Consider the following 13084-nt stretch of genomic DNA (forward strand, 5'->3'; position numbering starts at 1 on the left):
CCGCTTCGCACTTTTCCTGGAATTGCTTCTATGCTGCTGCGCGACGCTTGAGCGCCCAGCCTTCCGGCCTCTCTTCAACGATGCGGACGGTGTCACCGATCGTGATCCTGCCGCTGCCGCGCGGCGTGACGTTCCAACCGAAGAGCGGGCCGGGCACGCGCCGGTCGGCCGACATGCGGATGCGGCCCATGGCCGGCATCGGGTTTGGTCCCTCGCGGGACCCGGTCAACTGATCCTGCGTCGTCATGATGCAGCGGGAGCAGGGTTTGACGAGATCGAAGCGGATGCCGGCGATCTCGATCGCCGCCCAACGGTCCTCCGCCCAGGCCTCGTCGGTATCGATGACGATGTTCGGACGGAAGCGTTCCATGCCGACACTGCCTTCGCCATGGGCGGCGAGATCGGCATTCAATGCCTTCAGCGAACCGGCCGTCGTCACCAGGATCTGGTAGCCGTCGGTAAAGGTCACGGGCGTGGCTTCGCCGGCCCATTCGGCATTCGCCGTCCGCCGTGCCTGCCCGTCGAAGAAGACCAGGCGCACCTCGCGGCCAAGCCATTCGGAAAGCCGCCGGTTGCTCTCGGGATCGGCGACGGCGGCGTTGACGGCAGATTTCCACACGATCACGTCCATGCGGGCTTCAGGCTGAGGCGGCGCTACCGATATGTCCGTTTTCCCCTGCATCAGCAGCCGAAAGGCACCGGATTCCGGTCGTACCTCGATGCGTGCGAGGTCGGGCAACTCGCGCTGAGTGATGAAGTGCCCTTGCGCATCGGTGATCATCGCCCGCCGGTCGCCGGGAAGCCCATAGGCGTCGATGTCGGCGACGGGCAGCGCAATGCCACGGGCGCTCTTGAGCGGATAGATGAAGAGGTCGCTGACAAGCATGCCGTTCTCCTAGATTTCGTCCATGAATTCCGAGACAAAATCGCGCAGGCTCTTGTCACGCGCGGCCGCCAGCCTGCGGCCGGTCTCGGTCTGGAATCCTTCCGCCAGTTTGAACAGCTTCGTCTGGAAATGGTCAATGGCATAACGCTTGTCATCGAACGGGCGGTTCGCTGCCGTCGGGTCGAACGGATCGTAGAGCCCGGATCCCAGTCGCCCGGCGATATAGAAGCAGCGGGCGACGCCGATCATGCCGATCGCATCCAGCCGGTCGGCATCCTGCAGGATCTTCGCCTCCAGCGTCTCCGGCGCCACCCCGGCCGAGAAACTATGCGCGGTGATTGCGTGGGCTGCGGCCTCGATATCCGCGCCGCTCCAGCCGAGTTCCGCCAGGATCGCCGATGCCTTCTCGGCCGCCAAAGCCGATGCTTTTGCCCGCAGCGGCGAATTCTTCTCGACGGCGACGCAGTCGTGCAGCAGCACGGAAGCGGCAAGAACCCGCCCGTCACCGCCTTCTCCCGCATGGATGCGCATGGCATTCCTGAAGACGCGCAGGATATGGGCAAGGTCGTGCGAGCCGTCGTCGCCGTCGGCCGCATGTGCAATCAGCGCTGCGGCAAGCGTTTCGTGTGGGGAGAAGGCTTCAGCCGCGAACATAGCGCCACCTGTTATGAGGAAGATCGTTTTCCGCCGATAGGGCATCGGCGCGGAATTGAATGCGGGCGGTAAAAGGATGCGACAACGAAGATCTCAGGAATCGCAGCCGATTTTGTAGCGGCTTGCCGTGCGAGTCGCAATCGAGGGTGATCTCAGCGCTTGGCTTTGGGAAGACGCGTCACGCCGCCGTTCTTCGGCGGCAGGGAGAGAAGATGAGGCACGTCGCATGCCGGTCTCGGCGGGCTGATGTGATAACCCTGGATCTCGTCGCATTCCTCGCATTCGAGCAGCGCCAGCTGCTCGGCCGTCTCGACGCCCTCGACAGTGACGCGCATGCCGAGCGCATCGCCGAGCAGGATGATCGCGTGCATGATCGCATGCGCTTCCTTGTTGTCGACGATGTCGTTGACGAAGGATTTGTCGATCTTGATCTTGTCGAAGGGGAAGCTCGAGAGATAGCTCAGTGAGGAATAGCCGGTTCCGAAATCGTCCATCGAGATGCGGATGCCGCGCTCCTTCAGCGCATGCAGGATCGGCAGCACTTCGCTCAGATTTTCCATCAGCACGCTCTCGGTGATTTCGAGTTCAAGCCGCGACGGCGACAGCGCGGCTGCGGCAAGCGCCTCGCTGACATCTTGCGTCAGGTCGCTGCTGCTGAATTGGATTGCCGAAACGTTGACGGCGATCTTGATGCCCTCCGGCCATTGCGCTGCATCGTTGCAGGCCCGGTGCAAAACCCAACGGCCGATATCGACGACAAGGCCGACCTCTTCGGCAAGCGGAATAAAATCCATCGGCGGAACGCGGCCTCGAGCCGGGTGGTTCCAACGGATCAACGCTTCGAAGCCACAGATGCGCCGCTGCACGAGGTCATAAAGCGGCTGGTAGTGCAGCTCGAATTCTTCATTCTCAACGGCTGCTCTGAGGTCCGCCTCCAGTGCGTGGCGCAGCTGGATCTGCGCTTCCATCTCGCTGGCGAAGAAACGTTCGCGTTTGCGGCCGTCCGCCTTGGCATGTGACAGCGCCACGCCGGCATTTTTCAGCAGCATATCGGTTTCCTCGCCATCCTCAGGGGCGATTGCGATGCCCATGGAGACGCTGAGCTCCACCTGTTTTTCGCCGTGGAGGAATGGTTTGGAAAGCTCCCGGCGGATCCGCTCTGCAAGCGCCGTCACGTTCCAGGGCTGCTGCTTGCCCGTCTGCAGGATGGCGAATTCGTCCGAGCCGAGGCGCGCCAGGGTGTTTTCCGAACCGGCCGAGGCTCGGATGCGCTCGGCGACCTGCAGCAGGATCTTGTCGCCGGCCGAAACGCCCATCGTGTTGTTGATCGATTTGAACCGGTCGAGATTGAGGTGAACGAGGGCAATCTGCTGATCTGGCCTACGCTCTGTGAGCGTCGCATCCACTTGCTCGCGGAAATGGATGCGATTCGGAAGGCCGGTCAGCGGGTCGTGGTGGGCGAGATAGGTGATGCGCTCGGCCGCCCTTCGATCCTCGGTAATATCGGCATGAATGGAAATGTTGCTGCCGTCGGAAAGGATAGTCACCATGCTCTGGATGATGCGGCCATCGTCCATCAACCATTCGCGCCGACGGAGACTACTGCTCCTTGCGGTTGCAGAGGAATGTCGCCCGGTCCGCCGGCCGGGCTTGGCGCTGGCGCTCTCCGTGCCGCGCATTTTGGCCGTGAGATCGGCGATTGTCGCGCCGGCAATGACATCTTCGTCCGTCAGGTCGAAGAGCTGGCGGAAGCGGGTGTTGGAAAGCGTCAGCCGCTGGTCGGAGTCGAAGACGCTGAGACCGAGCGGCAGGTTGTTGAGGATGATTTCGAAGAGTTTTTTCTGTCCGTCGAACGCTTGGCTGAGGGCGGAAATATTGCCTCTCAGTGCATGGTTTTCCCTTAGCAGCGTTTCCGCGCTTCTCTCGATTTCGTCATAGTCGCTTTCATGGACGCGATAGGTCGCGATCACAAGATCCATCAGGCGCTGCGCATCGATCGATCCATCGGCGGTGACTGCCTCGGTACATTGCCGCCAGAAGAGCGCTTCAGCTTTCATGTGAATGCGTCTCGCGGGACGACAGCGGAGGGAAGCGTCCTCGTTTGATGAACGTGCCTCATTTCGCCGGACATAGAAGACCTTTCTAAAATGAATACAGAGATTGATTTTGATAAGCTGGACGCCCGCTGGTGATGCGTGAATGCCCATTTTGTATGGGCCGGATTAATATTCGGTTGCAGTGCAGCAGAGACCTCGCTGCGTTAGACGTCTGTTTTATATGTGAAAAATACCTGAAATACGGAGAAAGGCGGCCCCCTGATGCTGGAATAGGCCTGCGCTCGGCATTTCGTTAACTTTTGTCAATCATCGTTAATGAGAAGTTAACAACTTATTGACGCACTGCGCAAATCAGTTTAACCACCGAGTCAACAGTGATTTTCCACGTTCGTATTGCGTACAAACACCACCGGCAAAAGGCGGTGAATGGAGGTTTGTATGACCAGCACCACATCCGTTTCAGACACCTCATATGCATATCTGGCGACGCTTTCGCGTCTCGATGCCAATGGCGATGGCGTCCTCAGCCGCGGCGAACGTGCCGCCGATGAGAAGCCCGGCATCATCAAAGAGCTCCTGGACGAGGACAAGAACAGCGACACGCAGCCGAAATTTTCCGGCAGCCTGATCGCGCTGATGATGGACACGCGCAACAGCGGCACGGCAAGCAGCATCGCCGTTTCCTATCCGTTGCAGCAGACCGCGCCGGCGACCGGCGATCAATCCGACGATCTCTACCGTAACACCTACGGCCAGTTCGACTTCAACGCTGTCGCCTGACAACGGGCATCTCAGTTCGGGTAATTTGCGAGCCGGCCGGCTGGCCGGCTTTTTTGGTCCGATATTGCCTGCATAACCCCGAAAGCGGAATGATTTTCGGAAAGGATTATGCGCCAATTTAAAGTCGTAGCGCGTCCTTAGCGCTTCCTATCGGACGCGCGGCGATCTGGATCAGGAACACCTTCCGGTTTGACACGTTCAGAAGGACAACCGGACGGAAGGAGATCTCCATGAAAGTCATGCGCATTATCGCCGCCTTGAGCCTGCTTGCGGTTGCATTGCCGGCGGGCGCTCAGGACAAGCAGACGGCGGTCGCCAATTTCGTCGGCAAGGACGGCAAGGAAGACGGTCGCGCGCAGCTGACGGCTGCCGCCACTGGCGGCGTCCTGATCGAAGTCGAGATATCGGGACTGCCGGTGAATAAATGGGTGGCCTTCCATGTTCATGAGACCGGCCGCTGCGACGCCGCGACCCATCACGAATCGGCGGGCGGCCACTTCAATCCTGAGAAGGCCGAGCACGGCATTCTTGCCGCCAAGGGTCCGCACGCCGGCGATATGCCCAATCAATATGTCGGGCAGGACGGCGTGCTGCGGGCGCAGGTCTTCGACAGCATGGTCACGCTCGACGGCAAGACCGACGGCATTCGCGGCCGTGCATTGATGGTGCACGCCAATTCGGATGATTATCGCAGCCAGCCTTCGGGTGATGCCGGGGAAAGACTTTCCTGCGGCGTCATTCAATAGGCTATGGCGCAATTCTCAGATCGGCATCGATTAACAACAAAATTGGGAATTCGAAGTGCACAGCGCCGCGGGTCTTAAAAACACCCGCGGCGCTGCAATGTCTTACTGCCGCGTCGGCGTCGGTTTTTCGGCCGTCGCCTTGCCGTTGGACGTTTTTGCCGGCGCGGCATCTGAAGCATCCGGCGCAGCGTCAGGATTGTCGTCGAAGGCGAGTTTCACGCGCTTCACCATGTCACGGCTGATCAGCCACCAGTCACCGGTCTTTGCCCAGTAGCGCAGCGCTACGGAGATCGTGCCGTCACCAAGGCTGTCGATGAAGACGCTGGGTGCCGGTGACGTCAGCACCCTGGAATCGGCTTTGGCAAGGTTCATCAGCCTCTCCATCGCCAGATCGATGTCATCCTCATAGGCGACGCTGATTTTCAGCTCGTTCCGCCGCGTGGGTTCGCGGCTGAAATTGGTAATCGGCGTGTTCCAGAGCGTCGAATTCGGCGCCAGCCGGTAAAGCCCGTCGCCGGTTTTGAGCTCGGTTGCAAACAATCCGATTTCGCGCACCGTGCCGGCCACGCTGCTGGTCTCGATATATTCGCCGACGCGGAACGGCCTGAGGATCAGCAGCATGATGCCGGCAGCGATATTCTGCAGCGTCCCTTGCAGCGCCAGTCCGATCGCCAGGCCGGCCGCGCCGAGGGTTGCGATGATCGAGGCGGTCTGGACGCCGAATTGACCGAGCACGGTGATGAACACCAGGATGAGCAGCGCATAGCGCAGCACATTGGTGAAGAATCGCGCCAGCGTCTCGTCGATACCATGAACGCGCGACAGCCCTTCATAAGCCCAGCGGCTGGCAAAACCGGCGAGCGTCCAGCCAAGGACGAGCAGGATTACCGCTCCGAGGACGGAGAAGGAATATTGCACGGCAAGTGCGCTTGCCTGGCTGAGCGCCGTTTGCGTGGCGAGGAGGACATCGGCTGCCTGCTGTTCCATGATCTGGCCCTGTCGGTTGTGCGTGGTCGGGGGCTAGATGGAGCGGCTGGCGGCAGCGTCAACCGCAGGCGGCGTCTCGGATCGCAAGCACGAAGGGCGCATTGCCGTCGGCATCCACGCCGCGTCCGATTGCCCGCACCGCCGTTACCAGCCTGCCGCTGCGGTCGAGCAGCGCGTCGCCGATCTCGATCAGCCGGGCATTCGGCGTCGCGAAAGGCGAGGCGGCCCGCAGCCGGCGAGCAAGCGTTTCCTCGCTCTGATCGGGTGCCAGCGACAGCGCGGCAATGAGCGCTGCGGCCGGCGATCGCGACACGCCCATCCAGCAATGGATGAGCAGCGGCGTCTCCTGCCGCCACGAAGCGGCAAAGTCGATAATCCCGCGCACATGCGTCTCGTCAGGCGCCACGAGATCGCCTGTGCCCTTGAAGACGATATCGTTCATACCAAGTGTCAGATGGCGCTCGGCCGCGATCACGCCCGGCCGGTGAAAAGCCTGCTCCTTGGCGATCAGGCTGATCATGTCACGCGCCTTGTGGCGCACCGCCATTTCCGCGATGCGCGACAGAGGTGAGACGACGATGAAGGTCACGATACCATCTCCCGCTCGACCTCGATCGCCGCGAAGCGCTCGCAGAACAGCCGCTGCGCTTCGATCGCCGGCAGGGGCTCGATCATGAGCATGTCCTTGCTGATACCGCGCGGCTGGCCGAAGAATTTCTGTGCCTCGGCGGGTTTGAAACCAGCCAGCACGGTCGCCTCGAAATAGGCGGCGATCGTGTCGGCCTTTTTGATCCGGTCCTTGAGATCGCGCGAGGGATGCGGCGGCAGGCCGAAGCGCAGGTGCACGGCGGCTTCCAGCCGCTTTTCCACCGTTTTGTAGCCGCCGCCGACCACCGATTTGAACGGCGATATCATGTCACCGATCACATACTCGGGTGCGTCGTGCAGCAGCGCCATCAGGCACTCCTGCGGCCGCGCATCGTTGAAGCGACGGAAGATATCCTCGACGACGAGACTGTGCTGCGCCACCGAAAAAGCATGATCGCCGGAGGTCTGGCCGTTCCAGCGGGCCACGCGCGCAAGCCCGTGCGCGATGTCGATAAGTTCGACATCAAGCGGCGAGGGGTCGAGCAGGTCGAGCCTGCGTCCGGACAGCATGCGTTGCCAGGCACGCGGAGCTTTCGTCGTTGTCACGCGCTGGCCTCGTCGCCGCTTGTAGGAAAGACAAGGCCGGACCATGCCGGCAGGACGAGGGAAACAGGCGTGTCGCCGGCGAGCAGTGGCGTGCCTGCCGCCATTGCGGCGCCGGCACGGTCGATGCGCACGATCGCAAGTCCATTGCCGCCGTCGACCGAACCGAGTGTTCCCACAGGCTTGCCGGCGGCGGTAATCTCCGTCCCGGTCCCTGGCAGATCTGTTGCGGCGGACACCGTCACGACGCGCCGGCGCGCAGTGCCGCGATGCTGCATGCGCGAGACGACCTCCTGGCCGACATAGCAGCCTTTCCTGAAGGAGAGGCCGCCGTTGAAATCCATCAGCACGTCATGCGGGAAGGCGTCCTGCAGGGCGAAGTCCGATCCTGATGTGACGATGCCGTGGCTGATGCGCAGCGCGTCGTAGAGCGCTTCGCTGCCATCGCCATGTTTGCCGGGCCGGCGGATCAGCGTGATGCCCGCCTTGGCGAAACGGCTGTCTCGGACGCCTTGGCTGTCTCGGACGCCTTGGCTGTCCCGGACGCCTTGGCTGTCCCCGGCGCCCTCGGAATCCTCGCCCCAGGAAACGGTGACGCCCTCTTCGGTGCTTGGCACAAGTGCGACGGCGGCGCGCAGCTTATACATTGTCAGCCGCTTCAGCATGCTGTCGCGCTGGCCGGCATCCGTTTCGATCATGTAGCCGTCGCCGTCCTGCCAGATCATGAAGTCGAACAGGATCTTGCCCTGGGGCGTCAAGAGTGCCCCGGGCCGCGCCTCGTCGGCCTCGAGCGCGACGATATCGGTGGTGATCAGGTTTTGCAGGAAGGATTGGGCTTCCGCGCCGCTGACGAAGAGCAAGGAGCGGTCTTTCAGGAATACGGCTGGCATGGCGGAACCTGTCGCGTTGGTTATCGCTCAGAGGTATGTCTTCATGAGGTGGATCGCAAGCGCCATGCGAAACGTGAAAAGCGCAGGCGAAACGGGCATCAATCGCCCGCTGTGAAGAATTTCCATTTACCCTCAGGCGTAATGCCGAGGCGGTAGAAATTATATCCGCCGAATTCCTGCATGTCGGAGAGATCGCCGGCCGTGACGATGCGCAGCAGCTCGACGCGCTCCGGCGGTGTCAGCGACTTCAGGTCCTTCTCGGCAAAATAGGGCCACACATACATGTCGTCTGCTGTGCCCTGGCCGACATGCACGAAGCCGGTCGAGATGATGTCGAGCATGATGGCAAGGATCTCGTCGCCGTCAGGATCGCCCGACAGATCCTTCAGCGTGCCGATCGGATCGTCGGTCGGTTCGCCGACAGTCACCTGCGTCTGGTCGGCACCAGTGCCCATCAGCGGCCGCAGCCGCTCGAGATCGCCGGATGCGGCCGCTTCGACGATCTGCTCGCGCATCTTGCGAACTGGCTCGGGCACCTTGCTGATGTCGTAGATCACTTCGGTGGGCTTGGAATTATCCTGGGCGCCGGGCGTCTTGTCGACACCCTGACTGTTCTGGCTGTTGACCAGCGGATCGGCCATGGGAACGCCGGGAGTGGTCTGCGGCTGGCTCTGTCCCTGAGCGCCTCCCTGTGCGGGCGGCGTCTCATTAGCCGCCTGGCCGGGGATCTTGTGCAGTTCGGAAAGCGCGTAGGCTGCCGGCGCAAGGAAAACATTGCCGGCGGCGAGGCTGAACGCAAGCAGCACCGGCGCGAGCGAAATTCGCGAAACTTTCTCTTTACCGGTGTGCATCAAACTCTCTGATAACAATTATTGCAGGGTGCGGTTCGCGGAGAATTCGCCGGCAAGCATGCGCTCACGCAGTGAATCCAGCAGGGCTTCGGCGCTCTTTTCCCCATGCAATCTGATCGTCTCGCGCAGCGCATGTGCAATGGCAGCATCCGCGATGATTTCAGGCTCGATCCCGTCGGCCATACCGTCGGCCCAAGCCTCGTTCTGGTACTCCAGAGCTGCCTGCATCTTTTCGTGGACGATCATGTCGTCGATGTCGTTGAGGCTTGCTTCCATTGTTTTTTCCTCAGCACTTCTCATGTCTTACTGCACCGTTAACAACACTAACAGCCTTTTCCCAAAACGACACGTCCGCTTGCGAAAACAGGTTAATTAAACGTCAATTTCCAAAGCGCGAGGTAATTTCTGTGGCAAGTGTTGCACCTTCGTTACGGTAGCGCTCTTCTGCCACGATGGCCGCCGGGGTGCAATCCGCATAGACCGAGGCGAAGGCACGATAGCCGCGATTGAAGGCCGCTGTCAGCTTTTCCTTGCGCTGCGGCTCGTTGCCGGTCTCCGAATCGAGCAGCTGCTGCATGCCGTTTCGCCACTCGTCGCCACCCGCCGCCTTGCAGAGCGTTCTCAGATAATGCACCGAACCCAGCACCTCGGCGAACCGCGCCAGCTTGTCGTCATAGGGCACGCTCACGATCGGCGGTGCAATCTCCTCCTCCTGCGGAGGCGGCGTATTCTTGCCCTGCGCCATCGTGGGGCCGGCGAGCACGAGCAGGGACAGAAAAACGCGTCGAACGGGAATCATGCTCACAGTTGATACGCTCAGCATGACGGCAACAAGGCGTGCTTTGAAGTTTCCACGCCTATTCGCCGCCCGCCAGCCGCTCCGCGCATTCGAGCACGCTCTGCGGTACGGGCAGTTGCCGGATTTCCTCCACCGTGTACCAGCCGAGGGCTGCCGCATCGTCGGCGGCTTCCGCCACGGCATCCCGATCCGCATCGACGCGAAAGACCGACAGTAGGAAATGGCTCTTGACGCTGCCGTCGGCCGCATGCGTCTTCAGGTCGTAGGTCGAAAACAGCCGCGGATTACGTGCCGAAATGCCGGTCTCTTCATGGAGTTCGCGCAATGCCGTTTGCTCCGGCGTTTCGCCGGGCTCGGCCCGTCCGCCGGGAAAGGCATACATGTCTGCGGAGGGCGGATTGCGCCGCAACACGAGGAGGAATCGTCCGTCGCGTTCGAGAATGGCGGCGGAGCCGGGTTTGGCGGTGGAGATCATCGGAGGCTGCTCTTGCTGTGATGGCCCATCTTATCGGAGGAATAGTGCGACGGGGATTCGAAAGGTGCTTCCGTGACCTACATCATCTTTGCGTTTGCTGCTCTCTTCGAGATCGCTGGCTGCTTTGCCTTCTGGGCATGGCTGAAGCTCGAAAAGTCCGTCTGGTGGCTGGCACCGGGCATGGTCTCTCTGGCGCTTTTCGCCTGGCTTCTGACGCTGGTGCCGAGCGAGGCTGCCGGCCGTACCTTCGCGGCCTATGGCGGCATTTATATCCTCGCCTCGCTGCTCTGGCTATGGCTGGTCGAAGCTCGCGTGCCTGATCGTTACGATATCGGCGGCGCGCTGATCTGCCTTGTAGGCGCCAGCCTCATCCTCTTCGCACCGAGAGGCTGAGGCGCCTTGACCGGGCGCAAGCGGGGTGCAAAGACAAGCCGATGTGTGGACGTTTCGCCCTGACAAGCTCCAGCGCCGACCTGCGCGAATTCTTCTCCGGTCTCGATCTCGACGATTTTCCGGCGCGCTACAACATCGCGCCGACGCAGCCGATCCTCGTCGTCATGTCAGGCGAGGGCAGGGAGCAGGGCAGCAATTTGGCCGACCGGCGCGCCGTGCTCGTGCGCTGGGGCCTTACGCCGGGCTGGGTCAAGGATCCGAGAGATTTCCCGCTGCTGATCAACGCGCGCTCCGAAACCGCGATCGGCAAGGCCTCTTTCCGCGCCGCCATGCGTCATCGCCGCGTGCTCATTCCGGCCTCCGGTTTCTATGAATGGCATCGCCCGCCAAAGGAAAGCGGCGAGCGGCCGCAGGCCTATTGGATCAGACCGCGCCAGGGCGGGGTCATCGCCTTTGCCGGGCTGATGGAGACATGGTCCTCGGCCGACGGCTCCGAGGTCGATACCGGTGCGATCCTGACGACATCAGCCAATTCAGCCATATCGGCGATCCACGATCGCATGCCTGTCGTCATCAGACCTGATGATTTCTCGCGCTGGCTCGATTGCAAGACGCAGGAACCGCGTGAGGTGGCCGACCTGATGCAGCCCGTTCAGGACGATTTCTTCGAGGCCGTCCCGGTCTCCGACAAGGTCAACAAGGTCGCCAATATGGGTCCCGACCTGCAGGAGCCCGTCGCCATCGAAAAACCGCTGAAGGCGCCCGACAAGCAAAAGTCTGACGACGGCCAGCTCAGCTTCTTCTGAAACGGGATCGGTCGCATCTGCAGGCGGCGACCGATTGGCACCGACGTCTCACATAGGCGGCGGCGATGCGTCGCTTCGTCCAATCTGGTTTTTCGGGTTGTGCTTATGTCGCCAGAGCGTGGTCGGAAGACTTCCGGCGATCGCCTCGTCATTGGCTTCGTCAGCGGTGCCTAACGCATGTAACCCGAAAGCACGCATGATTCCGATTTGAAGCCTTCCGCCTCAAGCGGATTTTTTGACGCCGGTCGGCTTATGCTTCGCCATCAGCGATGCTGCGGCAACAGCCTTCAGGCCGACGGGGCGATAGTTGGCGGCGAGGTCTGGCTTGGCCGCCTGCTGTTCGCCGGTACTGCTCTTCTTCGAAGTCACGATACTCTCCTTGCGTGGTTCTTCCCTGGGTATTTTCTAGTTTGATGTTTCGTCACGAATAGCGACAAAACGGGGGCGTAGCTTATCAGGATTTGTAAACGCCCACCATAATTCGCGAGGCTTAACTGAAGCCTACGTTGGTTAATACTTACTGAAGAGAGCAGTTCCAATAAAAGTCCGAAAGCGGTTTTTTGGGAAAAGCGCGCAACGGTTTTCACCCGGATAAAGCGCATGCTTTTCCCGGGGATCCGTCAGAACGAAGGGAGAGAAGCATTTCCGTCATTCGAAGAAATCCGGAAATGCTCGTGAGATCAGATGTGCCGACCGATATCGTCGTCGCCGATGCCGGGTTCCTCGATCGTCAGCGTCCCGTATTTCCGCCGCCATTTCCGCGCGCCGAAGGGAAGCGATATGAGGTAGGCGGCAACGGTGAAGACCATCACTTCCCAGGTGTAGCTCATCAGCAGAGCCACGTAGAGCACGACGCCGAGCATCATCGGCAGCACGAGATCGCGCCGCAAGCGGTTGCCTTCCGATTTGCCCGACCAGACCGGCAGCCGGCTGATCAGCAGGAAGGCGATGAGCACGGTGTAGATCGACGAGAGATAGGCGAAGGTGCGGTCCGTCGCCAGCCCGAGGAAGCCGAGATAGACCGGCAGCAGCACCAGCATGGCGCCGGCCGGCGCCGGCACGCCGACGAAATATTCCGATTGCCAGCTTGCCTTGTTCTCGCGTTCGGCCATGACATTGAAGCGGGCAAGGCGAAGCCCGGCGGCGATCGCATAGATCAGGGCAGCGATCCAGCCGAGCGAACGCGCCTGGTCGAGCGCGAAGACATAGACGACGAGGGCGGGTGCGACGCCGAAATTGACGATGTCGGCAAGCGAATCCATCTGCGCGCCGAACTTCGAGGTCGCCTTCATCAACCGCGCCACGCGCCCGTCGATGCCGTCGAGGAAGGCGGCGAGCAGCACCATGGAGACGGCGAGCTCATAACGATTCTCGAAAGCCAGCCGGATGCCGGTCAGCCCGGCGCAGATCGCCAGAATAGTGATGAGGTTCGGAAAGACGAGCCGGAGCGGGATTTCGCGCAGACGCGGGCCGCGGGCGGAATCATCCGGCCCATTGGGCTCGAAAGGCGGAAAAGGCGTTTCCATATCGCGTTCCAATCGTTCCTAAGGCAATTCCAGCAACAGTGCG

17 protein-coding genes are annotated in these 13084 nt (G+C 61.2%); 4 read left to right on the forward strand and 13 right to left on the reverse strand.

What is annotated here, in order from left to right:
• Positions 1-28: 28 nt before the first annotated feature.
• The 3 genes from HX899_RS01860 to HX899_RS01870 all read right to left on the reverse strand — a co-directional run bounded on the left by HX899_RS01860 (position 29) and on the right by HX899_RS01870 (position 3597).
• Complete coding sequence (locus tag HX899_RS01860) at positions 29-886, reverse strand: MOSC domain-containing protein (RefSeq protein ID WP_181291558.1); 858 nt, start codon at positions 884-886, stop codon at positions 29-31.
• Positions 887-895: 9 nt separating this feature from the next.
• Positions 896-1540, reverse strand: coding sequence for an HD domain-containing protein (locus tag HX899_RS01865; RefSeq protein ID WP_181291559.1), 645 nt, complete (start codon positions 1538-1540; stop codon positions 896-898).
• 152 nt (positions 1541-1692) lie between these two features.
• A complete protein-coding gene (locus tag HX899_RS01870; RefSeq protein ID WP_181291560.1) occupies positions 1693-3597 on the reverse strand; it encodes a bifunctional diguanylate cyclase/phosphodiesterase in 1905 nt (634 codons plus the stop codon).
• Positions 3598-4023: 426 nt separating this feature from the next.
• Between HX899_RS01870 and HX899_RS01875 the strand changes: the two genes are divergently transcribed.
• Positions 4024-4377 carry a hypothetical protein gene (locus HX899_RS01875; protein ID WP_171599411.1) on the forward strand — a complete coding sequence of 118 codons (354 nt, stop codon included), beginning with the start codon at positions 4024-4026 and terminating at the stop codon, positions 4375-4377.
• Positions 4378-4607: 230 nt separating this feature from the next.
• Positions 4608-5123, forward strand: a complete 516-nt coding sequence (locus tag HX899_RS01880) for a superoxide dismutase family protein (protein WP_181291561.1) — start codon at positions 4608-4610, stop codon at positions 5121-5123.
• A gap of 102 nt (positions 5124-5225) precedes the next feature.
• Here the strand turns inward: HX899_RS01880 and HX899_RS01885 are convergent, their stop codons facing one another.
• The 8 genes from HX899_RS01885 to HX899_RS01920 all read right to left on the reverse strand — a co-directional run bounded on the left by HX899_RS01885 (position 5226) and on the right by HX899_RS01920 (position 10316).
• A complete protein-coding gene (locus tag HX899_RS01885; RefSeq protein ID WP_181291562.1) occupies positions 5226-6110 on the reverse strand; it encodes a mechanosensitive ion channel family protein in 885 nt (294 codons plus the stop codon).
• A 58-nt stretch (positions 6111-6168) separates the two neighbouring features.
• Complete coding sequence (locus HX899_RS01890; RefSeq protein WP_138328395.1) at positions 6169-6699, reverse strand: tyrosine phosphatase family protein; 531 nt, start codon at positions 6697-6699, stop codon at positions 6169-6171.
• On the reverse strand, positions 6696-7304 hold the full coding sequence (locus HX899_RS01895; RefSeq protein ID WP_138328394.1) for a YfbR-like 5'-deoxynucleotidase: 609 nt from the start codon (positions 7302-7304) through the stop codon (positions 6696-6698). The genes HX899_RS01890 and HX899_RS01895 overlap by 4 nt, the downstream gene beginning before the upstream one ends.
• Positions 7301-8191: a folate-binding protein YgfZ gene (locus HX899_RS01900; protein WP_138328393.1), complete on the reverse strand. Its 891-nt coding sequence runs from the start codon at positions 8189-8191 to the stop codon at positions 7301-7303. The genes HX899_RS01895 and HX899_RS01900 overlap by 4 nt, the downstream gene beginning before the upstream one ends.
• Positions 8192-8289: 98 nt before the next feature.
• Positions 8290-9042: a hypothetical protein gene (locus tag HX899_RS01905; protein ID WP_181291563.1), complete on the reverse strand. Its 753-nt coding sequence runs from the start codon at positions 9040-9042 to the stop codon at positions 8290-8292.
• 18 nt (positions 9043-9060) lie between these two features.
• The gene (locus tag HX899_RS01910) at positions 9061-9318 is read right to left on the reverse strand and encodes a hypothetical protein (protein WP_003546972.1); all 258 of its coding nucleotides are present in this window, start codon (positions 9316-9318) and stop codon (positions 9061-9063) included.
• A gap of 103 nt (positions 9319-9421) precedes the next feature.
• Positions 9422-9865, reverse strand: coding sequence for a TIGR02301 family protein (locus HX899_RS01915; RefSeq protein ID WP_181291564.1), 444 nt, complete (start codon positions 9863-9865; stop codon positions 9422-9424).
• A 34-nt stretch (positions 9866-9899) separates the two neighbouring features.
• Positions 9900-10316 (reverse strand): NUDIX hydrolase, encoded by a 417-nt coding sequence (locus tag HX899_RS01920; protein ID WP_020049325.1) that lies wholly within the window; start codon positions 10314-10316, stop codon positions 9900-9902.
• Between the two features lie 72 nt (positions 10317-10388).
• Between HX899_RS01920 and HX899_RS01925 the strand changes: the two genes are divergently transcribed.
• Positions 10389-10709 carry a YnfA family protein gene (locus tag HX899_RS01925; RefSeq protein ID WP_138328391.1) on the forward strand — a complete coding sequence of 107 codons (321 nt, stop codon included), beginning with the start codon at positions 10389-10391 and terminating at the stop codon, positions 10707-10709.
• A gap of 41 nt (positions 10710-10750) precedes the next feature.
• Positions 10751-11515, forward strand: a complete 765-nt coding sequence (locus HX899_RS01930; protein WP_181291565.1) for an SOS response-associated peptidase — start codon at positions 10751-10753, stop codon at positions 11513-11515.
• A gap of 222 nt (positions 11516-11737) precedes the next feature.
• Here the strand turns inward: HX899_RS01930 and HX899_RS01935 are convergent, their stop codons facing one another.
• Positions 11738-11884 carry a hypothetical protein gene (locus HX899_RS01935; protein WP_171599413.1) on the reverse strand — a complete coding sequence of 49 codons (147 nt, stop codon included), beginning with the start codon at positions 11882-11884 and terminating at the stop codon, positions 11738-11740.
• A 311-nt stretch (positions 11885-12195) separates the two neighbouring features.
• Complete coding sequence (gene pssA / locus HX899_RS01940) at positions 12196-13041, reverse strand: CDP-diacylglycerol--serine O-phosphatidyltransferase (RefSeq protein WP_003558134.1); 846 nt, start codon at positions 13039-13041, stop codon at positions 12196-12198.
• Between the last annotated feature and the right edge of the window lie 43 nt (positions 13042-13084).

Origin of the sequence: Rhizobium sp. WYCCWR 11146, from assembly GCF_013591995.1 — a bacterium.
In the GTDB taxonomy this organism is placed as follows: Bacteria; Pseudomonadota; Alphaproteobacteria; order Rhizobiales; family Rhizobiaceae; genus Rhizobium; species Rhizobium indicum.